Raw genomic sequence first — 17,212 nt, 5'->3', positions numbered from 1 at the left:
CCCAACGCAAAAAAGCGGCCCGTCGCCGGGCCGCTCTTTCAAGCGAACGAATCGAACCGAATCAGGCGGCGACCGCAGCCTTCTTCTTCACGATGTCGCGCTTCAGGCGGCGCGCCTTCAGCGACAGCTTGTCGTCGCTGGTCTTCAGCAGCCAGTTGTCCAGGCCGCCATTATGCTCGACCGAACGCAGGCCATGGGTCGACACGCGCAGCTTCACGGTCGTTTCCAGCGCTTCGGAGATCAGCGACACGTTCTGCAGGTTGGGCAGGAACACACGCTTGGTCTTGTTATTGGCGTGGGAAACATTGTGACCCACCTGGCGGCCCTTGCCGGTCAGCTCGCAAATGCGCGACATAGTCAATCAACCTTGTAATTCGGGTTCGTTCGGAAAGCGGCGCGGATAACGGGATTCCCGACGCTCGTCAACCCGCCCAGCGCCTTTCCGGGCCGCAACCCTTTCCGACTCATGAGCGTTGATGCGCCATAAGCCAAAGGAGGCGGAAATGCGATTCATTGGTGGCCTGTTGCTGATCGTGCTGCTGGTCCTGGCTGGCGGCATCGCCACCGGCTTCATCGACCTGCAGAAAACGCAGGAGGGGCGCCTGCCGGAAATCGCCGTCAAGGGCGGCTCCCTCCCCAAATATGAGGCCAGCGTGGCCAAGGTGGAGGTCGGCAAGCGCAAGGAGACGGTCGAATTGCCGACCGTGGACGTGCAGAAGCCCTGAGAGCCGTCAGGAAACGGGCGGAAGCGCACATCTCGGCAGCCGCACGGACCCTCTCCCCCAAAGGCCCTTCATCCTGTAAGGGCGAAGCCCATGTCTTCGCCCTTTCCCCTGCCTGATCCGATGCGGCGCGCTCTCGACCTCGCCCATGCCGCGGCCGAAGCGGGCGAAGTGCCCATCGGCGCGGTCGTCACCCTCGACGGCTGCATCATTGCCGAGGGGGAAAATCGCAACCGGCGCGACAATGATCCCACCGCCCATGCCGAAATGGTGGCGATCCGCGCGGCGGCGGCCCATCTGGGCGATTTCCGCCTTACCGGCTGCGACCTCTGGGTGACACTGGAACCCTGTCCGATGTGCGCCGGTGCGATATCCCACGCCCGCATCGCCCGCCTCTATTATGCCGTGGCGGACCCGAAGGGCGGCGCGATCGAACAGGGGCCGCGCCTCTTTGCCCAGCCGCAATGCCTCCACCGGCCGGAAGTCTATGGCGACCTTGCCACGGCAGAGGCATCAACGCTGCTCAGGGATTTTTTTCTCGCCCGGCGCTGAATAATCAATGCGATAGAGCGTGTAGGGCAGCGTCATCCCCGTCTTCAACGGCACCGGCTTCAGCCAGCCCGGCACCTCGCCCCGCATCAGCCCCGCATAAAAGCCCTGCGGGCTGCGCGCCTGATAGATGGTGCCTTCGGGAAAGCCGGGGCAGACCAGCAGATAGGTGGCATGGTGCTTCGCCGCGATCGGCCGGAACGCGTCGGCGGGGCCGTCATAGGCATGGTGCATGTCCAGGATCGTCGCGCCGTTGCGATGATAGGGGCCCGCCACGGCGCTGTGGTGCGTGGCGACGATCAGGCGCGGCCCCAGGTCGACCATGGTGAAGATGGTGGCGGGCGGCAACTGGTCGAGCACCTGCAGCGCCGGCAGGGTGCGGCACCGGCCATTGGCCTTGTCGATGGCTTTGCGGCGCTGCTGGGCCATTGGCTTCTGCGGCTTGGGCTGTTCGCCCGTGGCCCTGACCCAAAGCTGGTTCATCTGCGGATAAAGCGGCGTTGCAAAGGCTGCCCCGGCCAGCACGGCCACCCCCAGCGCCGCCGCCAGACGCCCGGCGGGCCTTCCCGTCGCGATCAGGCAGAGCAGCCGATAGGCGGCCCAGGCGGCGGGGGGTATGGCCAGCAATTGCGCCGCCGGTCCGGCGCGAAGCTGCCAGAAGAGCAGCGCGGTGGAAAAGAGCATCATTAGCCCCACTGTCGCCCAGGCCCAGAGCCGGTCCGCGTCCCTGCGCGCATCCCACAATGCCCAGAACAGGCCGATCAGGCCAGCCACCGGAATGGCCATCAACGGCACGACCAGACTGCGCGCCTGCACCGTGATCGGCTTGGCCTCGCGGATATTGGCCAGCCACAGCCTCTCCAGTTCAGGGGAGATCTGATAGGCGCCCGACAGGCATTGCGGCCAGTTGATCCAGGCGAAGGCCGCCACCGCCGCACCCACCAGCACACCCGCGCCCAGCCGCGCGGGCCAGCTTTTGAGCGGAAGCAGCGCCAGCAGCACCATCCCGGCCGACGCCATCGCGAAGATCGCCACCCAGATGGGCGAGATCGCGTCGCACACCATTTCCCGGTTGGCATAGCTCGCGAACAGCACGAACAGCACCGATGTCGCTCCGCCCAGGCTGATGGCATAGGGCAGCATCCGCCGCGCCGCGCCATCCTTGAATACCCAGCGCAGCGCGATCAGCGCGCCCCCTGCCGCCAGATAGACGATCATCTCCATGCCGATGGTGATGGAAAGCGCGCTGCTCACGCCCGCGACAATGCCGCCGCGCAGCCAGTTGCGGTCGACGACGCCCGCCAGCATCAGCACGGTGAACGCCAGTTGCCAGCCATGATGGTCGATCCGCATCGGCAGGAACATGCTGATGCCCATCTGCGCGGCGAAGGGCGCCAGCGCCGCCAGGAACCAGCTGTTCCCACCCGCCAGCCGCCGCGCGATGAAGCCAAGGCCCAGCATCAGGGGCAGGAGCGGCAGCATCGGCGCGATGCCGCAGGCCAGCCGGTCGGCCAGCCCCTGGTCCAGGAAGGCGCGGAAGAACAGCATCAGCCCCGCAAGCGGCAGGTCCACCAGCCGCGACCAGTGGATGTTGAACCCGGCGGGCGGATCGAGCCGATATTGCCGCAGGTCGTACCACGCCTGCCCGGCCAGCCAGTCCTTCACCTGCAGATAGCGGATATTGTCGTCCGTATCGCTGAGCGTCAGCCAGTGGATCTGCGGCCAGCGAGTGGCGATCATATAGGCCATGGCGCCGATCCACAGCAGCACGGTCAACCATTTCCAGTTGCGTTCCGCATAGTCGGAAAATTTCGCCGCGAGGGAGGCGACATGAGCGCGCAGGACAGGCCAGCTTTGCAGTTTCATGGTGGCTCGCTTAGAGGGATTGCGAGCCAGATGGAACATCTGGCGGCTCGGAAATCCCGGAAAACAAAGATGCTAATGGCTTTCAGGTTCAATCCGAACCGGAAAGCCATTAGAGGCTTCGCATCAAAGCGCAACGGGGCACATGAAAATCCTCCCAATCTTCACTCCGCAAAAGCAGGCCTTGTTCTGGCAGGTCGTCCGTTACGGCATAACCGGCCTGTTCGTCACCGCCTGCCAGGCCGCGATCTACTGGACCCTGGCCGCGCCCGTCGGCCTGCATCCCCAGATCGCGAACGGTGTCGGCTATATGGCGGCGGTGGCGATCGGCTATGTCACGCACAGCAGCTTCACCTTTCGCGGCCATGGCAACCGCGACAACCAGGCAGCCCGCGGCATCCGCTTCTTCGCGGTCTCGCTGGTCAGCTACGCCCTCAACGCCTTGTGGGTATGGGCCTGCGTCACCCATATGCACTGGCCGGAATGGTCACCCATCCCGGCCATGCTGTTCGTCACCCCCGCCGTGATGTTCGGATTGAACAGGCAGTGGGTGTTTCGGTGATGAAGCCCCGTCCGACTGCGAGACATCTGATCAATGCACGAACCGCGCCACCACGTCGCGATAGGACCGGCTGACCTTCACCTGAGCGCCTGATTCCAGCACCAGGAAGCATTCGCCGTTGGTATGCGGCTTCACCTGGCGGACCTGGCTCAGATTGACGATGGTCGAGCGATGCACGCGCTGGAAATTGCGCGGGTCGAGCCGCTTTTCCAGATCCTTCATCGTCTCGCGCAGGATCAGCGAATTGTCGGCGGTATAGATGCACATATAATCGCCCGCCGCGTCGATCCGCTCGATGGAATCGACATCCACGCGGAAAATCTGCCCGCGATCCTTGATGTTGATCAGCTTCTCGAAGCGATTGGCGGCCGGCGCATCGCCATCGCCGGAAAAATCGTTCATCGCCTCCGGCGCGACCTCGGCCAGCACTTCGCGCAGCTTTTCCACTTCCTGCACCTGGCGCTTTTCCGAAAGCCGCTGCCGCACCCGATCGAGCGCATCGGCCAGCCGTCCTTCCTCGACCGGCTTCATCAGATAGTCGACCGCCTGCGCCTCAAAGGCGCGGATAGCGTGATCGCTATAGGCGGTGCAGAAGATGAAAAGCGGCGGCTCCACCTCCATCAGCCCCTGCACGACGGAAAATCCGTCGAAACCGGGCATCTGGATATCGAGGAACACAAGGTCGGGTTTATGCGTCTTTATGGCGCGGATCGCTTCCCGGCCGTTGGAACAGGTTTCTACGATTTCGACATCCTCATGCGCTTCCAGACGCAGCTTGAGGCCTTGTATAGCCAGGCTTTCGTCGTCGACGAGGATTGTTCTGATGGTCATGCGGCCACTCTCGATGGTTCATCCAGGTTAAGCGGCATTTCGATCAGGACCGAAAAGCCGCCAGGCGTGGAACGCGTTTCGAAGCTCTGTCGTTCCCCGAAGGCCTGAATCAGCCTGTCGCGGATGTTCGCCAGTCCGACGCCCGTTCCTTCGCTGACCGGATTGTTCGGGCGGGTGAACCCCTCATTCAATCCCGGACCCGTATCGGATACGATGATCCGGACGTTTTCACCGGCAGGCTGCGCCGTGACGGAAATCTCCGCCCCTTCTTCCTTGGGCGTCACGGCATATTTGATGGCATTTTCGACCAGCGGCTGGAGCAGGAGCGAGGGCAGGCGCGACTGCGCCACCGCCGGATCGATGTTGAACACCGGCCGTAAGCGGTCCTCGAACCGCATCTTCTCGATCTCGAGGTACAGCTTCAGCGTCTCGATCTCCTGCTCGATCGTCACCTGCGCGGTCGGCTCGTTGATCAGAGTATAGCGCAAAAAGGAGGACAGGCGCGACAGCATGGCATTGGCCCGGTCGGTCTGCTTCAGCAGCACCAGCGTCGAGATGCTGTTGAGCGTGTTGAACAGGAAATGCGGATTGAGCTGATAGCGCAGCATGGCGAGCTGCGCGCTCGACGCCTGATTCTCCAGGCGCAGCAACTGGTCCGCCTGCTCCTCCACCGTCAGGTAGAAGTTGATCGCATAATACAGCGCCGACCACGCCCCCAGCAATGTCATGCTGAGGTAGAAGGCGCCCAGGAACAATTGCAGCCCCGCCGTATCGCTGCCCCGGTTCTGGGTGGAGAACACCCAGGCGTCGATGAACGCGACCAGCCCCGCCGCGACCACCACCGTGACGATCGAAGCGCCCCAGGTGACGATCGGCCGTTGCCGCTGGAGAAAGCGGAATACCACCGCGATCAGCAGCGTCACCGAATAGCCCGACACGGTCGAGATCATCACCGGGATCAGGCTGGAGAGCGGCTGCCCATTGGCGATGGTGGAGGAACCGCGCAGCAGGAAGGCGCCCGCCCATCCCACGGACTGGAGGTTCCAGAAGGCGCGGTTCTTGTCCGCGAAGAAGGGCTGGGGCTGGAAACGATGCACGGACATTATCGCCAGCCTAAAGCATCAGGGGCCATCAGAACAACCGGCATGCTGAAGGGATTTCGCGCGAATCGCGCGCGAAAGCGGCAGCGATCAAGCCGCCGCCGTTTCCTGGACCATGTCCCGCACCAACGGCTTCACCTCGTCCGGGTTCAGCCATATCAGGTCCGCCAGTTCCAGCGCCCGGCCGTCATGCGCCTGGATGGCGATGCGCCGGATCGGCTGCCCGTCGCGACGGTCGGCCAGCACCTGGCAGGAGGACGGCGCACAGCCCCATCTCTCACCCCATTGACGCAGCGCCACCATGACAGGCGCCAGTTCCTCGCCCTTTTCGGTCAGGCGATATTCCACCTTGCGCCGGTCGCACTGCATGGGCTGGCGCACCAATATGCCGTTTTCCACCAGCCGCGTGAGCCGATTCGCGAGGATGTTGCGAGCGATGCCGAGGGTCGACTGAAACTCCTCGAAATGCCGGATTCCCGACAGAGCACCCCGCAAGATGAGGAACGACCAGCGTTCTCCCATCGCCTCCAACGCGCTGGGCAGCGCGCATTGCTCCAGATCCTGCGCAAGATTATGTGTCATCGTCTTCATTTGATAGCTCAAAGCCACCCGCGTTGCAAAAGCGCATCGCTATTCGACCAAAATGGGATTTTTTTGTTGCACAGCAAGGGGCATCGCGGACAATCGCAACAGGATGCTACGCCAGTACGAACTTGTTGAACGGGTAAAACGCTACGATCCGGATGCGGACGAAGCGATGATCAACCGCGCCTATGTGTTTTCGGTCCAGAAACATGGCAGCCAGAAGCGCGCCAGCGGCGACCCCTATTTCAGCCATCCCATTGAGGTCGCGGGCATTTTGACCGACTTCAACCTGGACGACCAGACCATCGTGACGGCGCTGCTGCACGATACGATAGAGGATACGCTCGTCACCTATGAGGAGATAGAGCAGGCCTTCGGCAAGGACGTCGCCAAAATGGTCGACGGCGTCACCAAGCTCAGCAAGATCGAGGCCATGTCCGAAAATGAACGGGCGGCGGAGAATCTGCGCAAATTCCTGCTGGCCATGTCGGACGACATCCGCGTCCTGCTGGTGAAGCTGGCCGACCGGCTGCACAATATGCGCACGCTGCACTTCATCAAGAACGAGCAGAAGCGCCGCCGCATCGCGCGCGAGACGATGGATATCTACGCCCCGCTCGCGGAGCGGATCGGCATGTACGACTTCATGCGGGAAATGCAGCTCCTTGCGTTCCGGGAGCTGGAACCGGAAGCCTATGACAGCATCACCAAACGGCTGGAGCAGCTCAAGGAAGGCGGCCATGACAAGGTCGACCGGATCGGCGCGGAGCTGCAACTGCTGCTGGGCGGCAAGGGGCTGCCGGTCACTGTCTCGGGCCGCGAAAAGCACCCCTATTCCATCTGGAAGAAGATGCAGGAACGCCACATCAGCTTTGAACAGCTGACCGACGTCATGGCCTTCCGCGTCATCACGGAAACGACGGAGGATTGCTACCGCGCGCTCGGCGTCATCCACCAGACCTACAAGATGGTGCCGGGCCGCTTCAAGGATTACATCTCCACGCCCAAGCGCAACGGCTACCGTTCGCTGCACACCACCGTCATCCATCAGGAAAATGCCCGGATCGAGGTGCAGATCCGCAGCCGCGACATGCACAATGACGCTGAACTCGGCCTCGCCGCGCACTGGGCCTACAAGCAGAAGGGCGACGCGACCGACCATCATGCCGCCTGGCTGCGCGACCTGGTCGAAATCCTGGAGCAGAGCCAGGATGCGGACGAGCTGCTCGAACATACCCGCATGGCGATGTATCAGGACCGCATCTTCGCCTTCTCCCCCAAGGGCGAACTGCACCAGTTGCCCAAGGGGTCGACGCCGGTCGATTTCGCCTATGCGGTGCACACCTCGCTCGGCAACCAGACCGTGGGCGCGAAGGTCAACGGCCGCGTCGTGCCGCTGCGCACCACGCTGGAAAATGGCGATCAGGTCGAAATCCTGAAGTCCGAGGGGCAGGAGCCGCAGCCCGGCTGGCTGACCTTCGCCATCACCGGCAAGGCCCGCGCCGCCATCCGCCGCTATATCCGGCAGAAGCAGCGCGGCGAGGAAGTGGCGCTTGGCGAGAAGCTGTATGAGGAGATCATCGGCCGCTTCTCCCCCGAACTGGCGAGCGAACTGGGGGACAAGGCGCTGAAGGCCGCCTTGAAGCGCCTGAAGCTGGACGACCGCGCCTCGCTGATGGTCGCCATCGCCACCCACCGCCTGCTCGATTCGGAGGTGATGGAGGCGCTGATCCCCGGCTCCACCAGCGCCGAAGGCGTGGAGGAAGCCCATCCGCGCCAGCACGCCCCCGTCTCGATCCGCGGCCTGACGCCGGGCATCGCCTATAATCTGGGCGATTGCTGCCACCCCGTCCCCGGCGACCGCATCGTCGGCGTCCGCCGCACCGGCGAACCGATCGAGGTGCACACCATCGACTGCCGCTCGCTCGAAGCCGGACAGGATGACGACTGGGTGGACCTGAGCTGGGACAGCAAGTCCAAGGGCGGCACGGCCCGGCTCCAGGTGATCGTGAAGAACCAGCCGGGCGCGCTGGCCGCCGTCACCAACGTCTTCGGCGCGACCAAGGCGAACATCCTCAACCTGCAACTGGTGAACCGCGAAGGGCCCTTCCACACCGATATCATCGATCTGGAAGTGGCCGACGCGCAACATCTCAACCGCATCCTGTCGGCGCTTCGAGGGCTGGACACGGTGGTGCAGGCGGATCGGGTGTAAGGACAGAGAGGAGCGGGTTTTAAACTACCGGCTTGTGCCGCCCGATAGGGGCTGCGGAGGATCTATTGCCATTCTCGCAGGGCGCAGATCATTCACGCAAAAACTCTCTGGTACATTGTCACCACATCAAAAAATTTGGCAGCGCCGCATTTCCGCATGATACGACACCGATAAGTTTCCACCGATCTGACCGATAAATTCAAATTGGATGCGGCGCGAGAGTTGTCGCCATATAATGCCAGTTCTTTAAGGACATCCATTTCACGAGAACTTAATTTTCCCAATATGGATTCTGACTCCATTTTTTCTTTTTGAACAATGATTCTATTTTTCAGCAATGACTGACTGTTTTCGATTGTCGCCAACAGATCCGCTTCGTTGACGGGTTGTTCCAGAAAATCGTCCGCCCCTCTCTTGATCGTTTGCACGGCCGCGCGAATGTCGGCCCTGGCGGATGTCATGACGACAGGGATGTCCCGTCGCTTGAAGAGCAATTCCTGCAGAACCGTCAGACCCGTCATGTCGGGCAGATCCATATCCAGAACCGCGGTGCCCGGGCTGATGAAGCGGGCGGCGTCAAGAAAGTCGGATCCGCTGGCGAAAGGAGTCGGAGCGTAACGATGCGCGCGCAAAACAGCCACCAGATCGCGACGGATCAGTGCCTCCCGCATTACCACGTAGATAGGACCTTTTGTCCTCATTGCGACCTACATGAAATTCCCCGGCGACGAAACGCGCCGTCCCCCGATCGGTTCCACATATGGTTAAAATTTTTTAAACACCCTGTTCAAAGAAAACGCCGGCCATTCCACCGCTTATCCACTGCACCCGCCCCATCCGCGTGCCGTTTCCCCGGCTTTTGATGAGCAGCCTCGTTCCTTCCCTGACATTGCCCACTTCAATCAGCATGCCTTCCGCCGAAATATTCCTGATCGTCCCGACCATCACAGGTGCCGATGTGACCAGCGTCGCGGCGATATTTACAGGAACGCGGCCCTCTCGGGGGCGATGGCTGTCAGCCAGGTGCTCGAGCAGGACGTCATTGCCGGTGGTCCAAAGAAGAGGGTCCTCCGCCAGCAGGCCCACCCTGAAGCCATTTGTCCAGCGAACCTCGGCGGTGATGAAGTCCCTGTCATTGAAGCCGACATGCACCTGTTCACGCAGGCTCAGGGTGAGGGCGGTCTCCCCACTCAAACCATGAGCCGAAACGTTGGTCACGGTCAGGCCCGCGTGCTGTAGCACGGGATAGATAAACGCGGACTTGAAAACGGTTTTGCGCGGATGCCGACGTTTTTCGATGATGGATCCGTCGGACTTTATTTCAGATTTGTTCTGTAAAAACATAATCTTGCTCCGTGAATGCGAAGCGGATACTATCCCGTCATAAATAAGGATCCATATGTGGACGGTGTCGTATTTTTACGACGCGGGCGTAGGTCGATCATTCACTTCTCTTTGATAAAAGGGCGTTCTTCGATGGCCCTGCCTTCCCCCGAAGGAAGGGCAAAGGGAAAGGCGAAGCGCACTGATCAGTCCCATCGTGCGTTTCGCCTTTACTCCAATTTTACAGTCGTCATAATGTCGAAATGTTCGACCGATGGCTCTATGTCAGTACCTGTCAGTTGGCTGCGGGCAGGCTTGAAGATGGCGTGCGCGACATCGTTGAGGTTTCAGTGCTGCGCAACCGGACCCTCGACGTAACCGGCGCGCTCCTTTTTACCGGCCAGAAATTCACGCAATATATCGAAGGGCCTCCGGCATCCATCGCCGCCCTGAAGCAAAGCATATGCCAGGACAGCCGGCACAGCAGCATTACGACGCTGACATATGGGCCATTTGATCACCGGCGGTTTCTGGGTTGGTCGCTGGCCTATGCCGGGCCGTCGCGTTTCGTCGCGGCCAAGGTGGAAGATGCGCTGAATAGCGCAATCAGCGGGAGTGAAGACAAGACTGAATCGCTTGCCGAGTTACTGGCGGGGTTTGTGATCGATGGGCATTCCTGATCCAGGCGATGTCAAACCGGGCGAAAACGGAAGAAAAGGGCCGGTTTCGCCCTGGCGGCTTTTTCATCCCGCCCCGCGACTGTGCCATTCCTCATGAATCCAGCCATGTCAGCGCTTCCCGTTCCTCCTCGAAAAACCGGGTCGATACCGGCGTCAGCCTTTTCATCTGGATCCTCAGCAAGGCGGATTCGGGCAGAAGCACGCCATATTCCCTTATCTGGCCCGCATAATTCCCGATGATGCGCGCGAAACCGTCAATGACCCGCTGGGACTGGACAGTGCATGCCTTAATATCCAGCAAGACCCTGTCGATCCGCGGGGCGCCCGCTGACGCCGCAGCAGCACGTTGCTGCAGGGCGGCAAGATAGCCTTGCAGGGCCGCCTCATCCCAGAAGCCTCGAAAGATGATGCGGACCGACCGGGGCGATTGCCCCGCTACAAACTCGAATAACCCATCTGTCATGCGCCCCCCTTTTCCTACCTCGTCAACTTATCATTTTGGAGGAAGGAGATTAGGCTTTTTTGTTCCGCCAGCTATTCCACGATGCCCACTGTGATCCCCATGCCACGGCGCGCGAAAAAATATCCTATCACCGGCCCGTCCCCCCTTTATCCTGTCCTACATCCCTCGACCCCGGCTATCGCCGCCCCGTCTTTGAACAGTCGATCCGCTTCCCGACACGCCTACGCGCGCCCGCACACGCGCGCGCATATGGTGTGAACTTCGATGACAGAACGACGCTTTTCCGCCACTTTGCACGGCCAGCGCCAGATTTTGCGTGACAGGACACCTCCTATTCTGTAGGGGCGCGCCCAGCAGACTCCCTGCAGCAATGCCGGGGGTCTTCCGTCCGAGACAGTTGGTGAAGGGAATCTGCCCTTCTTAATTTCCAGCCTAGACGGGGAAAAGTTCTTTACCGGCCGGGCTTTGCCCTGTCCGGGTCTGCCTGTTTCCTTGAGGGATACGGGCCAGTCGATCTCTCCCCTTCGGACCAATGCCCCGCGATTCGTCGCGGGTTTTGCCGTTCATCGGGTCGTCCGATGGACATGAAGTGGAGTAATGGCATGGATCGTAATCAGAAAGCTGAGGTCGTTTCCGCGCTGAACGCACATCTGGCAGAGGTCGGCGTGGTCGTCGTGACCCGCAACCTCGGCATGACGGTCGCCCAGTCGACCCAATTGCGCCAGAAGATGCGCGAAGCCGGTGGCACCTACAAGGTTACGAAGAACCGCCTCGCCAAGATCGCCCTTGAAGGCACCGACTATACCGGCATCAGCGACCTGCTGACCGGCCCGGTCGGCCTCGCCTCCTCGGCCGATCCGGTCGCAGCCGCCAAGGTTGCGGTCGAATTCGCCAAGACCAACGACAAGCTTGAGATCGTTGGCGGCGCGATGGGCGATGTGATGCTGAACGCGGAGGGCGTCAAGGCGCTCGCCTCGATGCCGTCGCTGGATGAACTGCGTGCGAAGATCGTTGGGCTGCTCGTTGCACCCGCGACCAAGCTCGCAACCGTCACCCAGGCACCGGCAGCCCAGCTCGCACGGGTCTTCAACGCCTATGCGGAAAAGAACGCGGCCTAAGGGGCGCGCCTTTCCGAACGGAACGTTTTCAACTCAATTTAAGGGGCATATGCCCCGCCCAGAAGGGAATATAGTAACATGGCAGACATCAACGCACTGGTCGACCAGCTCTCGGCCCTGACCGTCCTCGAAGCCGCTGAACTCTCGAAGGCCCTGGAAGAAAAGTGGGGCGTTTCGGCCGCCGCTGCCGTCGCCGTCGCTGGCCCCGCCGCTGGCGCCCCGGCTGCTGCCGCTGCTGAAGAGCAGACCGAGTTCGACGTGATCCTCACCGGCGACGGTGGCAAGAAGATCAACGTCATCAAGGAAGTCCGCGCCATCACCGGCCTGGGCCTCACCGAAGCCAAGGCGCTCGTCGAAGGCGCGCCGAAGGCCGTCAAGGAAGGCGCCAGCAAGGACGAAGCCGAGAAGATCAAGAAGCAGCTGGAAGAAGCCGGCGCGACCGTCGAACTCAAGTAAGTTCGGTCGAGCCCCGCGCAAGCGGGGCTGCTGTCCGGTCTCGACCGGAGGAATTTGGGGCGGCGCCTTTGGCGCTGCCCTTTTTCTTCGGTGTTGCCCGGCTGGATTCCCGCCGATTCACTCCGCCGCCATGGCGTAGTCCGAACGCGGCAGCTCATGCGCCAATGCGTTTGCAATGGCCGCCACCACCTGCTGCAGGCGGGCAAGGCCCGGCCCCGGCTGATCCAGGGCGGCATCCAGATAAAGGCTGCGGTCGCATTCCAGCTGGATCGCATAAAGCCCGTGCATCGGCCTGCCATGACGCTCCAGCATGTGGTCACCGGCATAAGGATGATTTTGCGCGACGGCGATGCCATGCGCGGCCGCCACATCCGCCGCCAGCGTCATCAACCGGGCCGAAGCGCTGCGGCCGAATCGATCGCCGAGCACCAGCCTGGGGGCAGCTTGACCCGCAGTCGGCGGGGGAAGCGGCGGCATCGAATGCAGGTCAATCAGGATCGCATGACCATAGGCATCGCGCGCCGCCCGCATCAGCCGCGCAAGGGTCGCATGATAGGGCCGGTGGAACAGTTCGATCCGGCGCACGACCTCCCCCCAGCCCAGCGAGCGGTGCCAGAGTTCATGCGCACCCGGCAGGCGACGCGGGATCAGGCCCAGCCCACCGCGCAGCTTGGCGCTGCTCTGCAAGGGGACATCGCGCGGGATGCCGCTGACCATGCCGGCGTCAATCTCCCGCTCATGCCGGTTGAGATCGATCATCGCGCGCGGCACCTGCGCCACCAGCACCGGAACGCCCCGCTCCACCAGCGGATAGGCAAGCCTGTCGACCCAGCGATCCTCCAGCCTTTGCAGGACATCGCGCCGCACCCGCGCTTGCGCCAGCAGCGCCTCGTCATAGTCCCGGCCCGCATGCGGCACGGAAACCACCACCGGCCCGGCGGGAACGGCGGGTTCGTAGAGATGATAGGCGGGCGTGGTTTCGGTCGGAACCGGCGGCGCGCTATGTCCCAAGCAAGGTCCTTTCACGGGCGGCCGCCCAAAAATGGTTACTCGGCTGGATAATATTTACTCCTTGTCGCATATATAGTCGCTTCACGCCATCCGCGAAGGGGGCGATCAGGGGCGGCCTTCACAGGCCTGGGACGAGACGTACGGGGCAATGATTCGAATTCTGCTGGCGGAAGATGATGACAGCATGCGCGCCTATCTGGCCCGCGCCCTGGAGCGCTCCGGCTATGAAGTGGTTGCAGTCGCTACCGGTGCGCAGGCGGTGCCGCACATCGACAGCGACCGGTTCGACCTGTTGCTGACGGACATCGTCATGCCGGAAATGGACGGGATCGAACTCGCGCAACATGCAGCCGCCATCGCGCCCGAGATGCGAATCATGTTCATCACGGGCTTTGCCGCCGTTACATTGAAAGCGGGCAAGGCCGTGCCGCAGGCGAAGGTCCTGTCCAAGCCCTTCCACCTGCGCGAACTGGTGTTGGAGGTCGAGCGCATGTTCGGCACGGAAAGCCTCACCGGGTTAAGCTGAGGCTTTCAATTTCCGGTCGCTGGCCTTGAACAGTCAAAAACAGTCAAACCTGAAAATGCCCTGGGGCATCAGCCGGAGATGACTTCTTCCATATCGGACGTAAGCGGCAGGGGCTGCCCCGCCATGGCTGCGGCAAACCGCTCCCGGTCCAGCCCCTTTTCCCATGCCGACACGACGACGGTGGCGACCGCGTTGCCGATGAAGTTGGTAAGGCTGCGGCACTCGCTCATGAAACGATCGACGCCCAGAATCAGCGTCATGCCCGCGACCGGTACCGACGGCACGATGGAAAGCGTCGCGGCCAGGGTGATGAACCCCGCCCCCGTCACGCCCGCTGCACCCTTGCTGGAGAGCATGGCGACCAGCAACAGCAATATCTGCTCCTCCAGGCTGAGGTGCACATTGGTCGCCTGCGCGATGAACAGCGCCGCCAGCGTCATGTAGATATTGGTGCCGTCGAGATTGAAGCTGTAGCCGGTCGGCACCACCAGTCCGACCACCGATTTGCGGCACCCTGCCCGCTCCATCTTCTCGATCAGGCTGGGCAACGCCGCTTCGGACGAGGAGGTGCCAAGCACCAGCAACAGCTCCGCCCGAAGATAGCGGATCAGATGCAGGATGTTGAATCCCACAAGCCGCGCCACCAGACCCAGGACCACCAGCACGAACAATAGCGAGGTCAGATAGAAGGTCGCCACCAGCCCCGCCAGATTTGCCAGCGCACCGACGCCATATTTGCCGATGGTGAAGGCCATCGCGCCGAAAGCCCCCAGCGGCGCCGCCTTCATCAGGAGAGACACGAGCTTGAAGATCCCGTGGCTGGCCGATTCGAGGACGGTCATCAAAGGATCGGCCTTCTCACCGATCATGGTGAGCGCGATGCCGAACAGGATCGCGACGAACAGTACCTGAAGGATATTGTGCCCATCGGCCACGGCAGAAACCAGCGTACCGGGGATGATATCCATCAGGAAGCCGGTCAGCGTCCGGTCGTGCGCCTGCTGCTGATATTGGACGACCTTCCCGGCGTCCAACGTCGTCGGATCGATATTGAGGCCCGCACCCGGATGCACCACATTGGCGACGATCAGGCCGATGATCAGCGCCAGCGTCGAAAAGGTCAGGAAATAGGCGAAGGCCTTGGCCGCCACCCGGCCGATCGCGCCCAATTCCTTCATCCCCGCCACCCCGGTGACGATGGTGAGGAAGATGACGGGCGCGATGATCATCTTGACCAGCTTGATAAAGGCCTCTCCCAGCGGCTGAAGCGCTACGCCCGTTGCCGGAAAGAAGTGACCAATCCCGACGCCCAGCGCGATGGCGATCAGCACCTGAACGTAAAGCTGGCGATAGAATGGCGGTGGCGCCAAGGGCTGATCAGACGGCGCAGACGATGGCAACATGATGTTTGGCGTCCCCTTTTCGCACCGCAACATATGTCCTGTCTTGCCGCTGTCCAGAAGAATAGCGGAACTGCTCAATTTCCCGCTTGCGCTACCTGCCACCCCCCGCTATTGGCCCACTCCACCGTGGGCGTGTAGCTCAGTGGTAGAGCACTGTGTTGACATCGCAGGGGTCGCAAGTTCAATCCTTGCCACGCCCACCATGATAAGGCCTTGGAAATCTTCGGGTTTCTGAGGCCTTATTTGTTTCTACCCGACCTGACCAACGCCGTTTCGCCGCTCCTGACACAATTTCAACACAGGAGCCGCCACATGGCGACCATTACAAAGCGTAAATCGGGTTGGTCCGTTCAGATTCGCCGCAAGGGTTATCAGCCCGAATACCGCACCCTCCCCACCAAAGCTGCTGCGGAAAAATGGGCAAGAGAGCGCGAATCTGAAATCGATAAGGGGATGCTCCGGTCGATAGGAAAACCCTTCCCTCGATCACCTTAGGCGACCTGATGCGTCGCTATATGGCTGAGATCAGCCCTACCAAGAAAAGCGCCCATAGCGAAGAATTGCGGATGACCAAGATGCTCTCCGCGCCGATGTGCCAGCTACCCCTGTTGGAACTTTCGTCAGCACCGATATCAGCCTATCGGGACCAAAGGTTGCAGAAGGTCAAGCCTGCTACCGTCGCCCGCGAATTGTCACTCATTCATAACGTCATCGACGTAGCGCGGCGGGATTGGGGATATCAGCTTCCAACCAATCCTATTGCCTTGGTCCGCAAGCCTCGCATTCAAAATGCCCGCGACAGACGCCTGCGTCCGGGCGAACTTCAACGCTTAGGGGCGGCGCTGGCAGAGACCCGCAATCCGCTCGTCCGCCCGCTGGTTCTGCTGGTAGTTGAAACAGCCCGTAGACGTGGTGAGCTACTGAAATTATAGTAGCGGCATATCGACTGCTTTGGCCGAACGGCCCATATCCCCGATACGAAGACCGGTCATGCTTGTGCATCGGTAAGCTCAATGGCCTGATCGGAGACTTCAGCCTGCGCGAGCCCAAGCAGGCCTGGGAGCATTTTCGCCGCGCCTATCTGACCGGCCATGACCCAGCGGGCCAGGATCGCTATCGCGCCGTGTTCCAGGCAGCGATCAACGTGCATCACGAGCTGCACGACCTCTCGCCCCTGCGGATCAAGGCGATCCCCTTCAACAATGAGCGGGTGCACTTCCTCAGCAAGGAAGACCGCGATCGGCTGATCAAGGCCTACTCACCGCATGTGCAGCCGATCATCACCATGCTTGCATTTCACGGCCCTCGCATCCAGACCGCTTTGCAGATGCCGTGGGGCGTTAAATGGCGCTGATATAGTGCGGGAATCAATCCGGCTAAATCATACAAAAATTCGATGATTCGGTCGGTCCCAATGCATCGTCGCCTCACGGGAACACTGTTAGCAATCTGAGCGCGGACGCCCTACTAAAGGCCATGCCTTCCTCAACCGCTTCGGCAAGCCCTATCAGGACACCCGGCTTTCCCTCATTTCTGGGGTAACGCCTTGAAGAACCAGAACAAGACGGCCTGTAGGCGGGCCGGGATCGACGATTTTACCATCCATGACTGGCGCCACCATTGGGCATCGCATTGCGCGATGGCCGGCATCCATCTCATCACAATCATGTACATGGGCTGAGGTGGCCTCGCCTTCTTGGACAGGTTGGCGGCTAAGTTAAGCTCATCGCGGATGTCGTTTTATGCCGCCATTTGGGTGATCAAATCCTGGGGGGCATGCCCCCCAGGATTTGAAGCGCCGATTT

Annotated in this window: 21 protein-coding genes and 1 tRNA gene; 12 read left to right on the top strand and 10 right to left on the bottom strand. The window is 61.4% G+C overall.

Translation table 11 applies throughout. The annotated features are described in order from the left end of the window. Nucleotides 1-61: 61 nt before the first annotated feature. Nucleotides 62-355 carry a 50S ribosomal protein L28 gene (gene rpmB / locus MRBLMA1_RS19175; RefSeq protein WP_133653601.1) on the bottom strand — a complete coding sequence of 98 codons (294 nt, stop codon included), beginning with the start codon at nucleotides 353-355 and terminating at the stop codon, nucleotides 62-64. A gap of 148 nt (nucleotides 356-503) precedes the next feature. Between rpmB and MRBLMA1_RS19170 the strand changes: the two genes are divergently transcribed. After that, the gene (locus MRBLMA1_RS19170; RefSeq protein ID WP_363739021.1) at nucleotides 504-725 is read left to right on the top strand and encodes a hypothetical protein; all 222 of its coding nucleotides are present in this window, start codon (nucleotides 504-506) and stop codon (nucleotides 723-725) included. Between the two features lie 90 nt (nucleotides 726-815). Next, nucleotides 816-1,274, top strand: a complete 459-nt coding sequence (locus tag MRBLMA1_RS19165) for a nucleoside deaminase (protein ID WP_363739019.1) — start codon at nucleotides 816-818, stop codon at nucleotides 1,272-1,274. Here MRBLMA1_RS19165 and MRBLMA1_RS19160 read toward each other — a convergent pair. Beyond that, nucleotides 1,236-3,137, bottom strand: a complete 1,902-nt coding sequence (locus MRBLMA1_RS19160; RefSeq protein ID WP_363739017.1) for a hypothetical protein — start codon at nucleotides 3,135-3,137, stop codon at nucleotides 1,236-1,238. The genes MRBLMA1_RS19165 and MRBLMA1_RS19160 overlap by 39 nt on opposite strands. 142 nt (nucleotides 3,138-3,279) lie before the next feature. On the opposite strand from MRBLMA1_RS19160, the gene MRBLMA1_RS19155 reads away from it, so the two are divergent. After that, nucleotides 3,280-3,696 (top strand): GtrA family protein, encoded by a 417-nt coding sequence (locus tag MRBLMA1_RS19155; protein ID WP_363739015.1) that lies wholly within the window; start codon nucleotides 3,280-3,282, stop codon nucleotides 3,694-3,696. A gap of 30 nt (nucleotides 3,697-3,726) precedes the next feature. On the opposite strand, the gene MRBLMA1_RS19150 is transcribed toward MRBLMA1_RS19155, so the two are convergent. From MRBLMA1_RS19150 to MRBLMA1_RS19140, 3 genes are all read right to left on the bottom strand, one after another. Continuing rightward, entirely contained in the window at nucleotides 3,727-4,527 is an 801-nt protein-coding gene (locus tag MRBLMA1_RS19150; RefSeq protein ID WP_363739013.1) for a LytR/AlgR family response regulator transcription factor, read from the bottom strand. Further along, on the bottom strand, nucleotides 4,524-5,630 hold the full coding sequence (locus tag MRBLMA1_RS19145; RefSeq protein ID WP_007687467.1) for a sensor histidine kinase: 1,107 nt from the start codon (nucleotides 5,628-5,630) through the stop codon (nucleotides 4,524-4,526). Before MRBLMA1_RS19145 ends, MRBLMA1_RS19150 begins: the two co-directional genes overlap by 4 nt. Nucleotides 5,631-5,717: 87 nt before the next feature. Beyond that, nucleotides 5,718-6,209 (bottom strand): winged helix-turn-helix transcriptional regulator, encoded by a 492-nt coding sequence (locus tag MRBLMA1_RS19140; RefSeq protein ID WP_133653763.1) that lies wholly within the window; start codon nucleotides 6,207-6,209, stop codon nucleotides 5,718-5,720. A 112-nt stretch (nucleotides 6,210-6,321) separates the two neighbouring features. Between MRBLMA1_RS19140 and MRBLMA1_RS19135 the strand changes: the two genes are divergently transcribed. Beyond that, nucleotides 6,322-8,427 (top strand): RelA/SpoT family protein, encoded by a 2,106-nt coding sequence (locus MRBLMA1_RS19135; RefSeq protein WP_133653595.1) that lies wholly within the window; start codon nucleotides 6,322-6,324, stop codon nucleotides 8,425-8,427. A gap of 92 nt (nucleotides 8,428-8,519) precedes the next feature. Here MRBLMA1_RS19135 and MRBLMA1_RS19130 read toward each other — a convergent pair whose 3' ends face one another. Together MRBLMA1_RS19130 and MRBLMA1_RS19125 are read right to left on the bottom strand one after the other, a co-directional pair. Beyond that, nucleotides 8,520-9,098 carry a response regulator transcription factor gene (locus MRBLMA1_RS19130; RefSeq protein ID WP_363739011.1) on the bottom strand — a complete coding sequence of 193 codons (579 nt, stop codon included), beginning with the start codon at nucleotides 9,096-9,098 and terminating at the stop codon, nucleotides 8,520-8,522. Nucleotides 9,099-9,201: 103 nt separating this feature from the next. Then, nucleotides 9,202-9,771: a PilZ domain-containing protein gene (locus tag MRBLMA1_RS19125; protein WP_363739009.1), complete on the bottom strand. Its 570-nt coding sequence runs from the start codon at nucleotides 9,769-9,771 to the stop codon at nucleotides 9,202-9,204. 242 nt (nucleotides 9,772-10,013) lie between these two features. On the opposite strand from MRBLMA1_RS19125, the gene MRBLMA1_RS19120 reads away from it, so the two are divergent. Further along, nucleotides 10,014-10,430 (top strand): BLUF domain-containing protein, encoded by a 417-nt coding sequence (locus MRBLMA1_RS19120; protein WP_363739006.1) that lies wholly within the window; start codon nucleotides 10,014-10,016, stop codon nucleotides 10,428-10,430. 91 nt (nucleotides 10,431-10,521) lie between these two features. Here the strand turns inward: MRBLMA1_RS19120 and MRBLMA1_RS19115 are convergent, their stop codons facing one another. Next, a complete protein-coding gene (locus MRBLMA1_RS19115; RefSeq protein WP_363739005.1) occupies nucleotides 10,522-10,893 on the bottom strand; it encodes a hypothetical protein in 372 nt (123 codons plus the stop codon). A 602-nt stretch (nucleotides 10,894-11,495) separates the two neighbouring features. On the opposite strand from MRBLMA1_RS19115, the gene rplJ reads away from it, so the two are divergent. After that, on the top strand, nucleotides 11,496-12,011 hold the full coding sequence (gene rplJ / locus MRBLMA1_RS19110) for a 50S ribosomal protein L10 (RefSeq protein WP_363739003.1): 516 nt from the start codon (nucleotides 11,496-11,498) through the stop codon (nucleotides 12,009-12,011). A gap of 78 nt (nucleotides 12,012-12,089) precedes the next feature. Then, nucleotides 12,090-12,467, top strand: a complete 378-nt coding sequence (gene rplL / locus MRBLMA1_RS19105; RefSeq protein ID WP_176591836.1) for a 50S ribosomal protein L7/L12 — start codon at nucleotides 12,090-12,092, stop codon at nucleotides 12,465-12,467. A 117-nt stretch (nucleotides 12,468-12,584) separates the two neighbouring features. Here the strand turns inward: rplL and MRBLMA1_RS19100 are convergent, their stop codons facing one another. After that, nucleotides 12,585-13,478: an N-formylglutamate amidohydrolase gene (locus tag MRBLMA1_RS19100; protein ID WP_363739001.1), complete on the bottom strand. Its 894-nt coding sequence runs from the start codon at nucleotides 13,476-13,478 to the stop codon at nucleotides 12,585-12,587. A gap of 148 nt (nucleotides 13,479-13,626) precedes the next feature. Here MRBLMA1_RS19100 and cpdR point away from each other — a divergent pair, with 148 nt between their 5' ends. Next, on the top strand, nucleotides 13,627-14,004 hold the full coding sequence (gene cpdR, locus MRBLMA1_RS19095) for a cell cycle two-component system response regulator CpdR (RefSeq protein WP_133653587.1): 378 nt from the start codon (nucleotides 13,627-13,629) through the stop codon (nucleotides 14,002-14,004). Nucleotides 14,005-14,072: 68 nt separating this feature from the next. Here the strand turns inward: cpdR and MRBLMA1_RS19090 are convergent, their stop codons facing one another. After that, on the bottom strand, nucleotides 14,073-15,407 hold the full coding sequence (locus MRBLMA1_RS19090; protein WP_363738999.1) for a dicarboxylate/amino acid:cation symporter: 1,335 nt from the start codon (nucleotides 15,405-15,407) through the stop codon (nucleotides 14,073-14,075). 128 nt (nucleotides 15,408-15,535) lie between these two features. Between MRBLMA1_RS19090 and MRBLMA1_RS19085 the strand changes: the two genes are divergently transcribed. From MRBLMA1_RS19085 to MRBLMA1_RS19070, 4 genes are all read left to right on the top strand, one after another. Further along, nucleotides 15,536-15,610, top strand: a tRNA-Val gene (locus tag MRBLMA1_RS19085). Between the two features lie 109 nt (nucleotides 15,611-15,719). Then, nucleotides 15,720-15,902, top strand: coding sequence for a hypothetical protein (locus MRBLMA1_RS19080; protein WP_363738997.1), 183 nt, complete (start codon nucleotides 15,720-15,722; stop codon nucleotides 15,900-15,902). 8 nt (nucleotides 15,903-15,910) lie between these two features. Beyond that, the gene (locus MRBLMA1_RS19075; RefSeq protein WP_363738995.1) at nucleotides 15,911-16,339 is read left to right on the top strand and encodes a hypothetical protein; all 429 of its coding nucleotides are present in this window, start codon (nucleotides 15,911-15,913) and stop codon (nucleotides 16,337-16,339) included. A 62-nt stretch (nucleotides 16,340-16,401) separates the two neighbouring features. Next, entirely contained in the window at nucleotides 16,402-16,761 is a 360-nt protein-coding gene (locus MRBLMA1_RS19070; protein ID WP_363738993.1) for a hypothetical protein, read from the top strand. The last annotated feature ends 451 nt before the right edge of the window (nucleotides 16,762-17,212 follow it).

Origin of the sequence: Sphingobium sp. LMA1-1-1.1 (genome assembly GCF_040676365.1) — a bacterium.
Taxonomy (GTDB): domain Bacteria; phylum Pseudomonadota; class Alphaproteobacteria; order Sphingomonadales; family Sphingomonadaceae; genus Sphingobium.
Note: the sequence above shows the minus strand (reverse complement) of the source record. Positions and strands in the feature narration are given on the sequence as shown.